This is a genomic window from Streptomyces sp. NPDC056160 (assembly GCF_042268205.1).
Lineage (GTDB): Bacteria > Actinomycetota > Actinomycetes > Streptomycetales > Streptomycetaceae > Streptomyces.
On record NZ_JBHJUW010000006.1, the window covers coordinates 71,657 to 84,423 of the forward strand.

The following is a 12,767-nucleotide window of genomic DNA, read 5'->3' on the forward strand; positions in this document are numbered from 1 at the left end:
CCTGATCACGCGGATTCTGTTGCACCCGCACATGAACATCTTCACGCCCGTCTCCCTGGGAGACGTCGAACTCGGCAACCGGGTCGTCATGGCCCCGCTCACCCGGATGCGGTCCGGTTCCTCCGGCGTCCCCGGGGACCTGGTGGTGGAGCACTACCGGCAGCGGGCGAGCATCGGGCTGATCGTCACCGAGGGCACGTACCCGAACCACGAGTCGCAGGCCTTCGTCGGCCAGCCCGGTATCGTCACCGACGAGCAGGTGGCCGGCTGGCGGCGGGTCGCCGAGGCGGTGCACGCCCGCGGCGGGCGCATCGTGATGCAGGTGATGCACGGTGGCCGGGTCACCCACCCGGACGTCAACGGCGGCCGCCGGGTCGTCGCCCCCAGCGCCATCGCGCTCGACGGCGAGGGCCACACGGAGAAGGGCAAGCAGCCCTACCCGGTGCCGCACGCTCTGACCGCCGAGGAGGCACGGGCGGCCCTCGACGACTTCGTCACCGCCTCCCGCCGGGCGGTGGAGGAGGCGGGCCTGGACGGCGTGGAGATCCACGGCGCCAACGGCTACCTGCTGCACGAGTTCCTCTCCCCGGCGTCCAACCGGCGCACCGACGAGTACGGCGGCTCTCCCGAGAACCGGGCACGCTTCGTCGTCGAGGTGGTGACGGCGGTGGCCGGGGCCGTCGGCCCCGGACGGGCCGGGCTGCGGATCTCGCCGGAGCACAACATCCAGGGCGCCCTCGAGACCGACCGGGACGACGTACTGGCCACCTACGGACACCTGATGGACCAGCTGCGCCCGCTGGGCCTGGCGTACCTCTCCGTCCTGCACCGGGACCCCGCCGGCGAACTGGTCCAGGAGCTGCGCCGCCGCTTCGCCGGCAAGCTCGTCGTCAACAGCGGCTTCTCCTCGCCGACCACGCGCGAGGAGGCGGTGGAACTGATCGAGGCCGCGCACGCCGACGCCGTCGCCGTGGGCCGCGCGGCCATCGCCAACCCCGACCTGGTCGAGCGCTGGCAGGGCGAGCACCCGGAGAACGCGCCGCGCCCCGAACTGTTCTACGCGCCCGGCGCCGAGGGCTACACCGACTACCCGTTCCTCCGGGCGAGTTGAGTCCGGTACCCGTCAGCCCGTCCCCGCGCCACACGATGCGGGGACGGGCACGCGACAGGACCTGACGCGACCGGGAGACCGCGTGCCGAACGGCTTCATGGCGGTCGGCGGCCAGCCAGGCCGAGAACATCCCGCGCAGTGACCGCAGTGACCGCAGTGGCCGCAGTGGCTCAGTGGCCGCAGTGGCCGCAGCGCCGCGGGCTGGCCCTCGACCAGGTCGAGGGCCCTATAGTCAGCGGCCATGGCATCACTCGGCACCACGGAACCCGTCGTCCCTCCCCGCTCGCGAACCGTTCTGCCCCGGTCGTACGTTCTCTGGCTCGCGGGGACCTGCGCCTGTCTGGTCGGTGACGCGGCCCTCTACTTCGCTCTCGGCTGGGCCGCCAGTGCGCACGGCGGTCAGGCGGCCGCGCTGGTGCTGACCGCGATCACGCTGCCGCGGACCGTGCTCCTGCTGCTGGGCGGGGCAGTGGGCGACCGCTTCGGCGCCCGCCGCGTGCTGATCACGGGCGCTGCCGCGATGCTCGCGGCTGTCCTCGCCCTGGCTCTGGCGACCCGGATGTGGGGGACGTCGCTGTGGATGCTCCTCGGGTTCGCCGCTGTGGTCGGCACCGTCGACGCGTTCTGTCTCCCCGCGACGGGATCCATGCCGCGCCGCCTGGTGAGCAAGGAACAGCTCCCCCGTGCGATGGCCCTGCGGCAGGCCGGCGGTCAGGTGGCCGCACTGCTCGGAGCCCCGCTGGGGGCGGCGCTGGTGGCCGCTTCCGGCCTGGGCGGGACGGCCCTGGTCGACGCGGGTGGTTTCGTCGTCGTCCTGGCCGTCATGGTGTGGGTGCGCCCGGCGGCCGAGGCGGAGCGGTCTCCTCGTGCGGAGAGCGTGCTCGCGGGGATCACCGACGGGCTGAAGCTCGCGGCGGCGGATCCCGTCCTGCGCACCGCGCTGCTGCTGACGGCAGCGGCCGCGGCGGCGCTGCTGCCGGCGGTCTCGCTGCTCGGCCCGCTGCTGGTCCGTTCCAACGGCTGGGGGCCGGGAACGGCGGGCCTGGTCGCCGCAGGGCAGGGCGCCGGAATACTCTTCGCCGCGCTCCTGACCGCCCGCCTGGGCCCGGTGCGCCGGATCGGCACGGGCGCGAGCCTCGGCCTGGCGCTCGCCTCGGTGGGACTGGCCGGACTGGCGGCGGCTCCAGCACCTGCCGCAGCCGTTGCCGCGGCAGTGGTCGTCGGTGCGGGGTCGGGCGTGTTCGCGTGTCACATGGGCCCACTGGTACTGGCCGGCGCCCCGGACACACACTTGTCCCGGGTCCAGTCGCTGCTGTCGCTCGTGCAGAGCTCGGCGTTGGTGGTAGCGAACAACGTACTGGGCCGGCTCGCGAACGCCCCCGGCCCCGGGAGCGCGCTCCTGTTGTGCGCGGCCGTCGGCTGCGGTGCCGCGGGCATCGGCCTGGCCTCGGCTTCCCTACGGGCTTCACGCGCGGCCGGCCCGACCCCGAGGAGCGCTCCCGGCCGACGCAACAGCGGGACGGAGCAGGAACTCTGACGCCATGTCAGGATCTGTCGCCCGGCCTGCTCGACGCTGATCCAGGCCGCCGCCTCCCCGCCGCCGAGGCGCGCACGGAGTCTCCCGCTGAGTTCACCGCAGGTTCCCGGCCTGCGGCGATCGATGAGGGTCGGTGCGTACGTGTGCACGCATCCCTTGCAGGCCGAACAGGATCAGAAGCTCCACCACGCCGCCGTCGGCGCTGCCCAGCCAGTGGGGCAGGGACGTGTCGAACTCGGCTGCCTCACCGGGCGGCAGCGTCAGGTCGCGCTCGCCGATCACGAGCCGCAGACGCCCGTTGAGCACGTAGAGCCACTCGAAGCCTTCGTGGGTCTGCGGGGTCGGTTCGAGGGGTTCCGGCGGGCCGGGAATGATCATCTTGAACGCGTGCACCCCGCCCGGTCGCCGGGACAGGGGCACGAACGTCATCCCGAATCGCCTGATCGGCTTGAGGTGGATCCGGGGGTCGCCCGTGCGCGGGGCACCCACGAGGTCGTCCAGCGGAACGCCGTAGGTACGCGCCAGCGGCAGCAGCAGTTCCAGGCTCGGCCGGCGCTGCCCGCTCTCCAGTCTGGACAGGGTGCTCTGCGACACCCCGGTCGTCGCCGCCAGGTCGGCGAGGGTGATGCCGCGGTCACGGCGCAGCGTGCGAAGACGCGGCCCCACCGCGTCGAGGACGTCGTCGTCCGTCTTGCGATCCATCCGGCCATCTTGCCGTAACCGCAAGATCCCGTGCCAGGTCCCGGGATGCCTGGCGAGACTGGGCGCACACCGGCCCGAGAGCCACTCGCGAACAGCCGCTGTGCCTCGGACCTGCTCGGCCCGGCGTTCTCCACCGGCCGACAAGCAGGCCGTGCACACATCCGTCGCGAACCCGCCTCGACGGCACGACCGGCCGTCGACCCGTCGCCCCCCTCCTCCAGGACAGGAACCCATGATCACCGCACCACGGCCGTCGCCGCGCCCCTTCCTCCGATCCGCGCACACGGTGACGATCGTCCTGCTCGCCCTCCTCCTCACGGTCGTCACCGCGGCCTGCTCCGCACCGGCGGCGGACGACGACGTTCCCGCCTACGCGGCCGTCACCCACGGCGATCCCCGCTTCGAGCACACCTTCCGGCACGGTTTCGCCGACGTCGAGGGCGTCCGCATGCACTACGTCACCGGCGGCAGCGGCACGCCGGTCGTACTGATCCACGGCTGGCCGCAGACCTGGTACGGCTGGTGGCCCGTCATGCCGGAACTCGCCGAGCACCACACCGTCTACGCCGTCGACCTCCCGGGCCTGGGGGACAGCACCGGCTCACCGACCGGGTACGACAAAGCCACGCTGGCGCGGTACGTGCACACGCTGATCGCCGACCGGCTCGGGGTGCGAGACGCGCGTGTCGTCGGGCACGATTTCGGCGCCGCGGTGGCATTCCAGTACGCGAGCCGGTTCCCCGACGACACCGCACGCCTCGGCTACCTCGACCTGCCGCTGCCCGGGCCCGTGATCGATGCGCGCACCTACCGCTCACTGAGCTGGCACATCGCCTTCCACTCCCAGCGACGGATCCCCGAGACGGTCGTGGGCGACCACGTCCGCGAGTACCTGGCGCTGTTCTATCCCCAAGTGTCGTTCGGGGGCACGGCGTTCGGTGGCACCTCCGACCGGTCCCCGTTCACCACCACCGAGATCGACGAGTACGCACGGACATACAGCCGGCCCAAGGCCCTGTCGGGCGGCTTCGAGCTCTACCGCGCCCTCGACAAGGACGTCCGCGACACCGTGGCGGCAGCACCGGTACGCGTCCCCGCTCTGCTCATGACCGCCCAGGGGCAACTCGACGCGATCCGGGGCACGGTGGCCCCGCGCATGACCGACATCGTGCGGGCGGTGGACGTGCCGAAGGCCGGGCACTGGCTCGTCGAGGAGAACCCCCGGTTCGTCACCGCCGAGCTGTTGCGTTTCCTCGCCGGATGACCCTGCCGCAAAGGCGGCCCGGGATCCGGTTCCGCAGCCTCTCCGCGTGGATCACGTCACGCCGGTGCGGGTCTCTTCCACGGACGCGTACGTCAGACACGGGTGGTGTGCCGGTCCAGGAGGGCCCGCAGACGGACGGTGTCCTCGGCCGTGCTCAGCGCGTGCTTGGGCAGGACCTCCAGGCACATGATGTTGGGGTCCCGGCTCAGCAGGACGAAGTGGCCGCGTGTCTCCCGGTAGCCCCGGAGGACCGACCACTTCTGGATGAGCGTGCTGTAGTCGCTCCTGGCGGTGATCCCGGCCGGGGACACCGTGGTGCGGTACTCGCCCTGCCAGCCGACGAGCCGCTGCACCTGGGCGGCCTGCAGCCGGGGATAACCGCCCACCACCAAGGCGGCGAACAGGAAGAGAGCCGTGGAGACCACGTCGGCGCTGCCCCGGTTCAAGGTGCCCACGAGCCACTGGCCCACCCACAGCGCGAGGAACACGCCCCGCAGCAGGAGCCCCCACCGCTTGATCCGCGCCCGGACCCGCAGACCGACCAGGATGTCGGCGGGCTGCGGGCGGTACACCAGCCGCACCGCCGCCCCGTCCACGACATCGGCGGCGACTTCCGCGCTGTTGTCGGTGACTTCGCTGCCCTCGGCCATGAGCCCTCCCCGGTATGACGACCCGCGGATCCTACCGGCCCCCTCGACGGGACGGGCCCCCGATCGCCGGCGGCACCGTCATGCCGGCTTCCGGCGGGTGCCGGTGTTCTCGGGTGCCCACCGCAGGGGTGGTTTGCTGCGGACCTGCGCGGCCGCCCAGCGCGGCCGGCGCCACCCCCGTGGCGAAGGAGCCGTCCACGCGGGCGCCCCCGCCTCAGCGGACGGCGACCGGGCTGACGGGAGAACCGACCCCGCCGGTGATGCGCAGCGCCGCGGCCGTGAGGAAGAAGTCCCAGTGCCCGTCGGCGCGGCAGGCTTCGGCGAGGTCGTCGAGCTGCCACATCTCACCGAGCATCATGCCCATGTCCCTGATGAGCACGGCGTGCAACGGGATGAGGCCGTCGCTCGCCGGCTGGACCTCCACGCCCCAGTTGTCGCAGGCCACCATCGCCAGTTCCCGGTCGTGGATCCACCGGGCGCATGCGGGGTCGAGTCCGGGTTCCTCCTTCAGCCAGTCCTGCCAGCCTTCGGTGAGGCCCTTGCGCAGCCAGCCGGTGCGGACGAGGAGGGCGTCGCCGGTCCTGAGCCGGACACCCGCGTTCTCCTCGGCGCGTTCCAGGTCGGCCACGGTGACCGAGCGGCCCGCGGGCAGCCACTCCCCACCCTCCAGCGCGGCCACGTCGAGGAGGACGCCCCGGCCGGTGAAGCCCGGGAGGCTCGCGTCGACGGCGTTGCGGGTGGCCCCGCGCGCCGGCGTGACGGCGTCGGCCGGCACGCCGTTGTAGAAGGCCCCGTCGTAGCCGACGTGGGTGAGGCCGTCGAGCTGGGTGCCGGACTGAAGGGGCATGGTGATGAAGTCGTCGCTGACGACGAGTCCTTCGGGCGCGCTGAAGTCGTGCGGGGTCACGGTCATGGTGTGGACCGGGTTGATCCGCCGCATCCAGCCGGTCTGCGGCCCCTCGGCGCCCACCGGGATGCTCAGCTCGTACCGCAGGCCGGTGCGTACGGAGGTGAGCGCCTCCTTCACCGTCTTCGGGGTGACGAAGTTCAGCGTGCCCTTCTCGTCGTCGTCGCCCCAGCGGCCCCAGTTCGACAGTTCCCGCCCGGTCTTCTTGAACGCGTACTCGGTCATGGAAAGCCTCCGCCCTCTTCGCTGCACTGATTGCACTCAGGTGAGCGCACGACAGGTGCACTCATTGCACTCCTGAGGACGATAACCTTGGAGTGCAGTCAGTGCAACGAAAAGGCGGGCGATGTGAACAAGGCGGGCGGACCGATGAGTGAACGACAGCAGCGGGAACCGAGCCGGCGGGAGGACCGCAAGCGGGACACCACCGCCCGCCTGCGCGACTCGGCGACCAGACTCGCCGGGCTGCACGGCGCGGACAACGTCACCATCGACGACATCTGCGCCGACGCGGGTGTGTCGCGGCGCACGTTCTTCAACCACTTCGCCACCAAGGACGAGGCCTTCCTCGCCTGGGACGCCTCGGACGACGCCCACCTCGCCGGCCTCATCGCGGCCAGGCCCCCCGCGGAAAGCCCGGTCAGGGCGGCACTGTGGGCCATGACCACGACCGCCTTCGCCCCCCGGCCCGGCAGCCGGGCCACCGTCGTCCGCGAGGTGATGGCCCGCAACCCCGCCGTGGCCGCCCAGGCCACCCAGCTCACCCGCAAGGTCATACACGCCGTCGAACTGGGCATCGCCGAACGCCTGGGTCTGCCCCCCGACTCCCACCCCGTACGCCTCGGCGCCGTCACCGCGGTGGCCGCACTCACCATCACCATGCGCAACGCGCCCCCGGACGCCCCCGGACGGGAACGGCTCCTGGAGGAGACCTGCCGCGTACTGGACCACGGCTTTCTCGGCCTGCGCCCCGACGGCACGTGTGCCGGACGGGACGGAGGGTGAGACAAGCGCACCCGGGCCGAAAGCCCGCTACGGCGCACCCGCGGCCGAACCATGCGGGGCGCCACTCCGGCGGACGCGAACGGCCGCCGTCACCGGGCGCGCCGGGCCCCGCCCGCCCCGCCCGCCTCGCCTCCGCGCCGGACTCGGCCAGGCGCCCCCGTCACTGGGCCTTGCCGGCCAACAGCCACCGACGCACACGTACTTCCAGCAACACACGCTCACTACCGGGGCGCGTGGGAGCGGACACATCCCACTCGTACTTCTGCTCGAACGCGGTCACGATCTCGCGGGGGAACCCCTCATGGACCAAGAACGCGTCTCCTTCGGCGACGACCGGGAACCGGCCGTCCTCCAGAGCCAGGGACACACGGGGCTCCTCGCGGATGTTCCTCACCTTGACGGCGCCGAGATCCGAGCCGATCCACCACCGGGAGTTCCGGTAGACGAACCAGACGGGCGTGACGTGCGCGGAGCCGTCCGGACGCACGGTGCACAGCCACACGTTCCTCTCCTCGGCCAGACGCAGACGGACTTCGGGCCCTGGCTCATTGACAAGTTCACTCACCCCGCTATCCGACCGGTACGCGTGACGAACCGCATCGGCCCAGCCCGTCGGACCATCGACCTAGGTCCCGCGCCCCCATGACGCGCCGTTCATCGTGAGGACGGAGCCGCCGGGCAGCCGTGTCCCGCCCAGCTGGGTTACGGGCGGATCGGCGGTGGGGAAGCGGCGGCCGGTGCCGTCGAGCACGCGCTCCCTGCCGGGCCGCCGACCGCGTGTCTACCAGGACCGGATCGGCCGGGTGGCGGTGCGGCGCCCGTCGGCGTCCAGCAGGTGGCCCATGCGCTTGACGGTACGGGCACCGATGAGCCGGTCGGTGATCTCCAGGGACGGCAGGCGGGCGGACATGACCGTCTCATGGTGCTGGACGCCTCCGATGCCGGGCAGCCAGTAGGTGGCGAGGACGTTGGCGCTGCCGGTGACGGCGGCGACCAGCCGGCAGCCGGGCAGGGTGGCCAGGGTGCGGTGCAGCCCGTTGACCTCCCGGACCGGCGCCCGGCCGCGGAAGGTCACGCTCACCGGAAGCCCCGTCAGATCCCGGGACGTGTCGCAGCGGAAGGCGACCGTTCCGGAGCGCGTGAGCCTGCCGAGACGGCGCCGGACGGTGGCGGCGCTGGTTCCCAGGCGCTCGGCCAGCGCGGCCAGCCCGAGCCGCCCGTCACGGGCCAGGGCGTCGAGGAGTTCGCGGTCGACTGCACCGAGCGCGGCCGCGGGCGCCTCCCCGTCCGGGTCCGTCCCGTCCGGACGCCCCAGGGCCGAGAGCTGGGCGGAGTCCAGGGAACCGAGCCGCCACCGGCTGCCCTCGGTGTACAGCGAGGTGGCGAACAGGCAGTCCACCGCCGACACGCCGGGCAGCCGGGCCAGCCGCTCGTCGACGAACCGGTGCACCCCGGCCACATCAGGCGCCAGCACGTCCAGCAGCAGGTCGGCACCGCCCGGCGCGGTCAGTTCGACCGTCGCCGCCTCGTCCAGCTCGGCGATCCGCGCGGCCAGGGGCTCCCGCGCCGCGGGCGGGCACCTGACGAGGACGAACGCGCTGCACCGGGTCCGGGAGAACGCCGGGCCCGGTACCGCGGACAGCCATGCCAGCCCCTCCCCGGTCAGTCGCTCCCAGCGGCGGGCCAACGTCACCGCCGTCACTCCCAGCGAAGGCGCGAGATCGGTCCACGCGGCACGCGGCCGGATCTGGAGCGCGTGCACGAGGGCGAGGTCGAGTTCGGTGACGCTGCTCGATTCCTTCATCGCGGACGTCCTTCTCGCATGATCCTTGCGAAGTTGGCGATCGGTTCCAGCGGCGCTCGCACTGTAGTCACCACTTCGCGCTCCAGCCAAGGGAAGAGGGTGAGACAGTGACGTGTGCCATCATCCGTGGTCGCGGACTTCTCGCGGTCATGACGGCGATCGTGGTCTGCAGCGGAGTCGTCCAGGGGTACCTGACACCACTGCTGCCGGCGGTGGGCGACCACGTCGGCATCGGCGGGGTGGGGCAGAGCAATCTGTATCTGCTGTCGCAGCTCGCGTTCGCGGTCCTGACCCCGCTGCTGTCCCGCTGGGGCGACCTCTGGGGACACCGGCCGCTGCTGCGGATCGCGGTCGCCATGGTGGCGGCCGGTTCGCTGCTGATCGCCCTGCGGCCCACGACGGCCACGCTCGCGCTGGGCATGGTCCTCCAGGGCGCCGTCGTCGGCTTCTTCCCGCTGCTCGCCGGAATCCTCCGCTCCCGTGCCCCCGAACACGGCCGTACGGGGATGTCCGTGCTCGTCGGCGCACTGCTGCTGTCCATCGGCACCGGCGGGCTCGTCGCCGGCTCGCTGAGTGAGGAGCACGCCCTCGCGGGCCTGTGGACCGCCGTCCCCTTCGGGGCCCTGGCCCTGGTGGCGGCGTTCGTGCTGCCGGCCGGCTCAGCGCCGCGCGCGGGCCGCTTCAACGCCCCGGCCGCCATCCTGCTGACCCTCGGTCTCGGCGCGCTGGTCCTGGTGCTCACCGAGGGCGGCTCCTGGGGATGGGCCTCGGCGTCGTCCCTGCTCACCGCCGTGGTCGCGGTGCTCCTCCTCGCCCTGTGGGTGAGAGTGGAACACCGGTCGGACCATCCGCTGGTGGACCTCGGACTGCTGCGCAGCCCGCGGCTCACGATCGTCAGCGCGCACACCTTCTGCGCCGCGTTCGGCGCCATCGGCTTCCTCGGAGCCAACGCCGTCTTCCTCGGCGCGAAGCCGGACGGTGACGGCTACGGAATGGGCCTGGGGTCACAGGCGATCTCGCTGGTGTCCCTGGCGATGGTCGTCGCCGGCTTCTGCGGGTCCACGGCATCGCCCCGGCTGGCCCGGCTCGTCGGCGACCGGGCCACGATGGTCCTCACCGGCGGCCTCGGAGCCCTGGGCTTCCTGGCGCTGACGCTGTTCCACGCTTCACTGCCGCAGTACCTCGTCGGGGCGCTGCTGGTGGGCGTGGCGACGGGCATGTTCGAAGCGGTCACGCGGACGCTGTCGGCGGAGGTCGTCGAGGAGACGGAGACGGCCCTGTCCGTGGGCATCAACGAACTGGCCCTGTCCCTGGGAGCGGCGATCGGCGCGGCCGTCATCAGCGCTCTGTTCGCCGCTCACCCCGGGGCCGACGGCGGTGTGGCCGGGGCGGGTTACCTGTGGTCGTGGGGGGTGTGCGCGGCGGTGGCGCTGGGCGGGGCACTGCTCGGCCTGCTGTTCCGCGGTGACGGGCCGGGCCCGGCCGCCCGGACCGCCGGTCTCACCACCAGCAAGGAGGCGGCATGACGCACGAACGTCCCAACGCGAGGCGGAAAGACGCCCTGGCGGCTGTCACGGCCGCCGTCCACTCCCGTCGGGAGGCCCTGATCGGCCTGAGCCACAGCCTGCACGCGGAACCCGAGACCGCGCTCCAGGAGCACCGCTCGGCCGCGAAGATCGCCGCCCTCGTGGCGGACGCGGACTTCCGGGTGACCCGGGGAGCGGCCGGACTGCCCACCGCCCTCGTCGCCACCTACGGCACGGGCGCCCTGGTGATCGCCGTGTGCGCCGAGTACGACGCGCTGCCGGACATCGGGCACGCCTGCGGGCACAACGTCAACGGCGCCGCGGCCGTGGGCGCGGCGCTCGGCCTGGCGGCGGTCGCGGACGCCGTCGGGATCACTGTGAAACTCGTGGGCACCCCCGCGGAGGAGGACATCGGCGGCAAAGTGCCGCTGCTGGAGGCGGGTGTGTTCGACGACGCCGCCGCCGCGCTGATGGTGCACGCGGCGCCGGAGGACTCGGTCGGGGCCTCGTCGCTCGCCGTCGGCGCCTGGGACGTCACCTACCGCGGCACCCCGGCCCACGCCGCGCTCGCCCCGTGGGAAGGAGTGAACGCGCTCGACGCCGCCGTCCTTGCGCACACGGCCGTCGGCATGCTGCGCCAGCAGTTGCCGCCGGGAACCCTGGTCCACGACGTGGTCCACGAGGCGGGTCACGCGGTCAACGTCATCCCGGAACGCGCGCGGGCACGCTACGAGGTGCGCGCCCGCACCATGGACGACCTCGTCGCCGCTCGCCGGCGCGTCCGGGCCTGCCTGGAGGCGGGCGCCCTGGCCACCGGGGCGGAACTGGAACTCGCCCCGCACGGCCACGACTTCGCCGAGCTGCGCCAGGACCCTTTCCTGACCTCCGCCTACCTACGGGCCGCCCGCGCCCTGGGCCGCGAACCGGCCGCCCGGCACGGTGAGTTGACGGCTTCCACCGACATGGGCAACGTCTCCCACGCCGTACCGTCGCTCCACCCGTGCATCGGCTACGACACCGGCGGCGCACTCCAGCACACCGAGGGCTTCACCCGGTACGGGACCAGTGCGGGCGCCGACCGGGCCGTCCTGGACGGGGCGACCGCGCTGGCCCATGCCGCGGTGGAACTCGCCACCGACCCGGGGCGGCGGACGAGTTACCTCCAGCGGGTGGCCCGGCGCCGGGCCACCCGCGCGACCGGGCCGGAACCGCACACCCCCACGGATCAGGACACACCGTAGGCGCCTCGCTGACGGCTGACGGCTGACGGCTGACGGCTGGCGGCTGACGGCTGGCGGCTGGCGGCGTGGTGGGCTGGGGGCGATCTCCCGTGAGGCGCGCCGCACGGAGCCGTCGCCCCGCGTCAGCCCCTACGGCACCACGAGTCCGGCCTCAGCAGCCGAACGCCGCCCGGTGGTCGGCTGCCCAGGCCGCGTAGGTACGGGGCCCGCGGCCGAGAACAGCCGCCACGTCGTCGGTCAGCCGGGCGTTTCCCCCGTCGGCGACGAACCGCTGCCCGCGCAGCGCGCCCTCGGTGAACTCCGGGTCCCGGCCGGCCGCGATCATCTGCTCCTTCGCCGTCTCCAGCGGTACGTCGACGACCTCGACCGGGCGGCCGAGCACCTTGCGCAGGACCTCCACCTGGTCGGGTGTGCTCAGCAACTCGGGACCGGTCAACGTGTAGGTCCTGCCCGCATGACCGGGTGCCGTCAGCGCCGCGACCGCCACCTCGGCGACATCCCGGGGGTCGATCACGCCCTGGGCGCCCTTGCCCGTCAGGTTGGCGACAGGCTGCCCGGCTCGGATGGCGGGAGCCCAGGACAAGGTGTTGGTGGCGAAGCTGCTCGGCCGAAGGACCGTCCAGGCCGCGCCCCCCGCTCGCAGGGCGCGTTCGCCTGGAAGGTGCCAGGCACTGGTCCTGAGTTCGCTGTGCTCGCCGGTGCCGATGGCCGACACCTTGACCGCCTTCCCGACCCCGTGGGCCCGCACGACGTCGAGCATCGCCAGGTCGTGCCGCTCGATCCAGGGCCCCGGGGCGTCCAGCAGGAGGACCGCGTCGGCCCCGGCCACCGCGTCGACGAGAGAGTCACGGTCGTCGAAGTCGCCCCGCACCACTTCGGCCGGCAGATGCGCGCCCTCCGGGTTCCGTGTCATGGCCCGGACCCGCTCGCCCCGCCCGGCCAGGAGCCGGACCACTTCCCTACCTATGGTGCCCGTCGCACCCGTGACAAGAATCATGGCAGCCAGCCTGCCGCGCCGCC

13 protein-coding genes are annotated in these 12,767 nt (G+C 72.9%); 6 read left to right on the forward strand and 7 right to left on the reverse strand.

The genetic code is table 11. The features are described from left to right. Positions 1–31: 31 nt before the first annotated feature. Entirely contained in the window at positions 32–1,111 is a 1,080-nt protein-coding gene (locus tag ACFC02_RS03785) for an alkene reductase (RefSeq protein WP_376351672.1), read from the forward strand. A gap of 241 nt (positions 1,112–1,352) precedes the next feature. Further along, positions 1,353–2,648 carry an MFS transporter gene (locus tag ACFC02_RS03790; RefSeq protein ID WP_376351675.1) on the forward strand — a complete coding sequence of 432 codons (1,296 nt, stop codon included), beginning with the start codon at positions 1,353–1,355 and terminating at the stop codon, positions 2,646–2,648. A gap of 93 nt (positions 2,649–2,741) precedes the next feature. Here ACFC02_RS03790 and ACFC02_RS03795 read toward each other — a convergent pair whose 3' ends face one another. Beyond that, a complete protein-coding gene (locus ACFC02_RS03795) occupies positions 2,742–3,350 on the reverse strand; it encodes a helix-turn-helix domain-containing protein (RefSeq protein WP_376351679.1) in 609 nt (202 codons plus the stop codon). A 232-nt stretch (positions 3,351–3,582) separates the two neighbouring features. Between ACFC02_RS03795 and ACFC02_RS03800 the strand changes: the two genes are divergently transcribed. Continuing rightward, positions 3,583–4,614, forward strand: coding sequence for an alpha/beta fold hydrolase (locus ACFC02_RS03800; RefSeq protein WP_376351682.1), 1,032 nt, complete (start codon positions 3,583–3,585; stop codon positions 4,612–4,614). Between the two features lie 92 nt (positions 4,615–4,706). On the opposite strand, the gene ACFC02_RS03805 is transcribed toward ACFC02_RS03800, so the two are convergent. Together ACFC02_RS03805 and ACFC02_RS03810 are read right to left on the reverse strand one after the other, a co-directional pair. After that, a complete protein-coding gene (locus ACFC02_RS03805; RefSeq protein ID WP_376351685.1) occupies positions 4,707–5,264 on the reverse strand; it encodes a YcxB family protein in 558 nt (185 codons plus the stop codon). 214 nt (positions 5,265–5,478) lie between these two features. Continuing rightward, complete coding sequence (locus tag ACFC02_RS03810) at positions 5,479–6,396, reverse strand: cyclase family protein (RefSeq protein WP_376351688.1); 918 nt, start codon at positions 6,394–6,396, stop codon at positions 5,479–5,481. A gap of 144 nt (positions 6,397–6,540) precedes the next feature. Between ACFC02_RS03810 and ACFC02_RS03815 the strand changes: the two genes are divergently transcribed. After that, the gene (locus ACFC02_RS03815) at positions 6,541–7,176 is read left to right on the forward strand and encodes a TetR/AcrR family transcriptional regulator (protein WP_376351691.1); all 636 of its coding nucleotides are present in this window, start codon (positions 6,541–6,543) and stop codon (positions 7,174–7,176) included. Positions 7,177–7,336: 160 nt separating this feature from the next. On the opposite strand, the gene ACFC02_RS03820 is transcribed toward ACFC02_RS03815, so the two are convergent. The 3 genes from ACFC02_RS03820 to ACFC02_RS03830 are packed head-to-tail and all read right to left on the reverse strand — an operon-like array spanning position 7,337 to position 8,980. Then, positions 7,337–7,741 carry a pyridoxamine 5'-phosphate oxidase family protein gene (locus ACFC02_RS03820; RefSeq protein WP_376351694.1) on the reverse strand — a complete coding sequence of 135 codons (405 nt, stop codon included), beginning with the start codon at positions 7,739–7,741 and terminating at the stop codon, positions 7,337–7,339. Between the two features lie 60 nt (positions 7,742–7,801). Next, positions 7,802–7,927: a hypothetical protein gene (locus tag ACFC02_RS03825; RefSeq protein ID WP_376351697.1), complete on the reverse strand. Its 126-nt coding sequence runs from the start codon at positions 7,925–7,927 to the stop codon at positions 7,802–7,804. Between the two features lie 30 nt (positions 7,928–7,957). Then, the gene (locus ACFC02_RS03830) at positions 7,958–8,980 is read right to left on the reverse strand and encodes an Lrp/AsnC family transcriptional regulator (RefSeq protein ID WP_376351700.1); all 1,023 of its coding nucleotides are present in this window, start codon (positions 8,978–8,980) and stop codon (positions 7,958–7,960) included. Positions 8,981–9,129: 149 nt separating this feature from the next. Here ACFC02_RS03830 and ACFC02_RS03835 point away from each other — a divergent pair, with 149 nt between their 5' ends. After that, entirely contained in the window at positions 9,130–10,506 is a 1,377-nt protein-coding gene (locus ACFC02_RS03835; protein WP_376351702.1) for an MFS transporter, read from the forward strand. Beyond that, positions 10,503–11,747: an amidohydrolase gene (locus tag ACFC02_RS03840; RefSeq protein WP_376351705.1), complete on the forward strand. Its 1,245-nt coding sequence runs from the start codon at positions 10,503–10,505 to the stop codon at positions 11,745–11,747. Before ACFC02_RS03835 ends, ACFC02_RS03840 begins: the two co-directional genes overlap by 4 nt. A gap of 151 nt (positions 11,748–11,898) precedes the next feature. On the opposite strand, the gene ACFC02_RS03845 is transcribed toward ACFC02_RS03840, so the two are convergent. Continuing rightward, on the reverse strand, positions 11,899–12,744 hold the full coding sequence (locus tag ACFC02_RS03845) for an NAD(P)H-binding protein (protein ID WP_376351707.1): 846 nt from the start codon (positions 12,742–12,744) through the stop codon (positions 11,899–11,901). Between the last annotated feature and the right edge of the window lie 23 nt (positions 12,745–12,767).

Excerpts from the sequence above, each read along its gene's own strand:
- ACFC02_RS03795 (WP_376351679.1), bottom strand. The coding sequence starts at position 3,350 with ATGGATCGCAAGACGGACGACGACGTCCTCGACGCGGTGGGGCCGCGT.
- ACFC02_RS03830 (WP_376351700.1), bottom strand. The coding sequence starts at position 8,980 with ATGAAGGAATCGAGCAGCGTCACCGAACTCGACCTCGCCCTCGTGCAC.
- ACFC02_RS03845 (WP_376351707.1), bottom strand. The coding sequence starts at position 12,744 with ATGATTCTTGTCACGGGTGCGACGGGCACCATAGGTAGGGAAGTGGTC.
- ACFC02_RS03790 (WP_376351675.1), top strand. The coding sequence starts at position 1,353 with ATGGCATCACTCGGCACCACGGAACCCGTCGTCCCTCCCCGCTCGCGA.
- ACFC02_RS03800 (WP_376351682.1), top strand. The coding sequence starts at position 3,583 with ATGATCACCGCACCACGGCCGTCGCCGCGCCCCTTCCTCCGATCCGCG.
- ACFC02_RS03810 (WP_376351688.1), bottom strand. The coding sequence starts at position 6,396 with ATGACCGAGTACGCGTTCAAGAAGACCGGGCGGGAACTGTCGAACTGG.
- ACFC02_RS03840 (WP_376351705.1), top strand. The coding sequence starts at position 10,503 with ATGACGCACGAACGTCCCAACGCGAGGCGGAAAGACGCCCTGGCGGCT.
- ACFC02_RS03815 (WP_376351691.1), top strand. The coding sequence starts at position 6,541 with ATGAGTGAACGACAGCAGCGGGAACCGAGCCGGCGGGAGGACCGCAAG.
- ACFC02_RS03835 (WP_376351702.1), top strand. The coding sequence starts at position 9,130 with ATGACGGCGATCGTGGTCTGCAGCGGAGTCGTCCAGGGGTACCTGACA.
- ACFC02_RS03785 (WP_376351672.1), top strand. The coding sequence starts at position 32 with ATGAACATCTTCACGCCCGTCTCCCTGGGAGACGTCGAACTCGGCAAC.
- ACFC02_RS03805 (WP_376351685.1), bottom strand. The coding sequence starts at position 5,264 with ATGGCCGAGGGCAGCGAAGTCACCGACAACAGCGCGGAAGTCGCCGCC.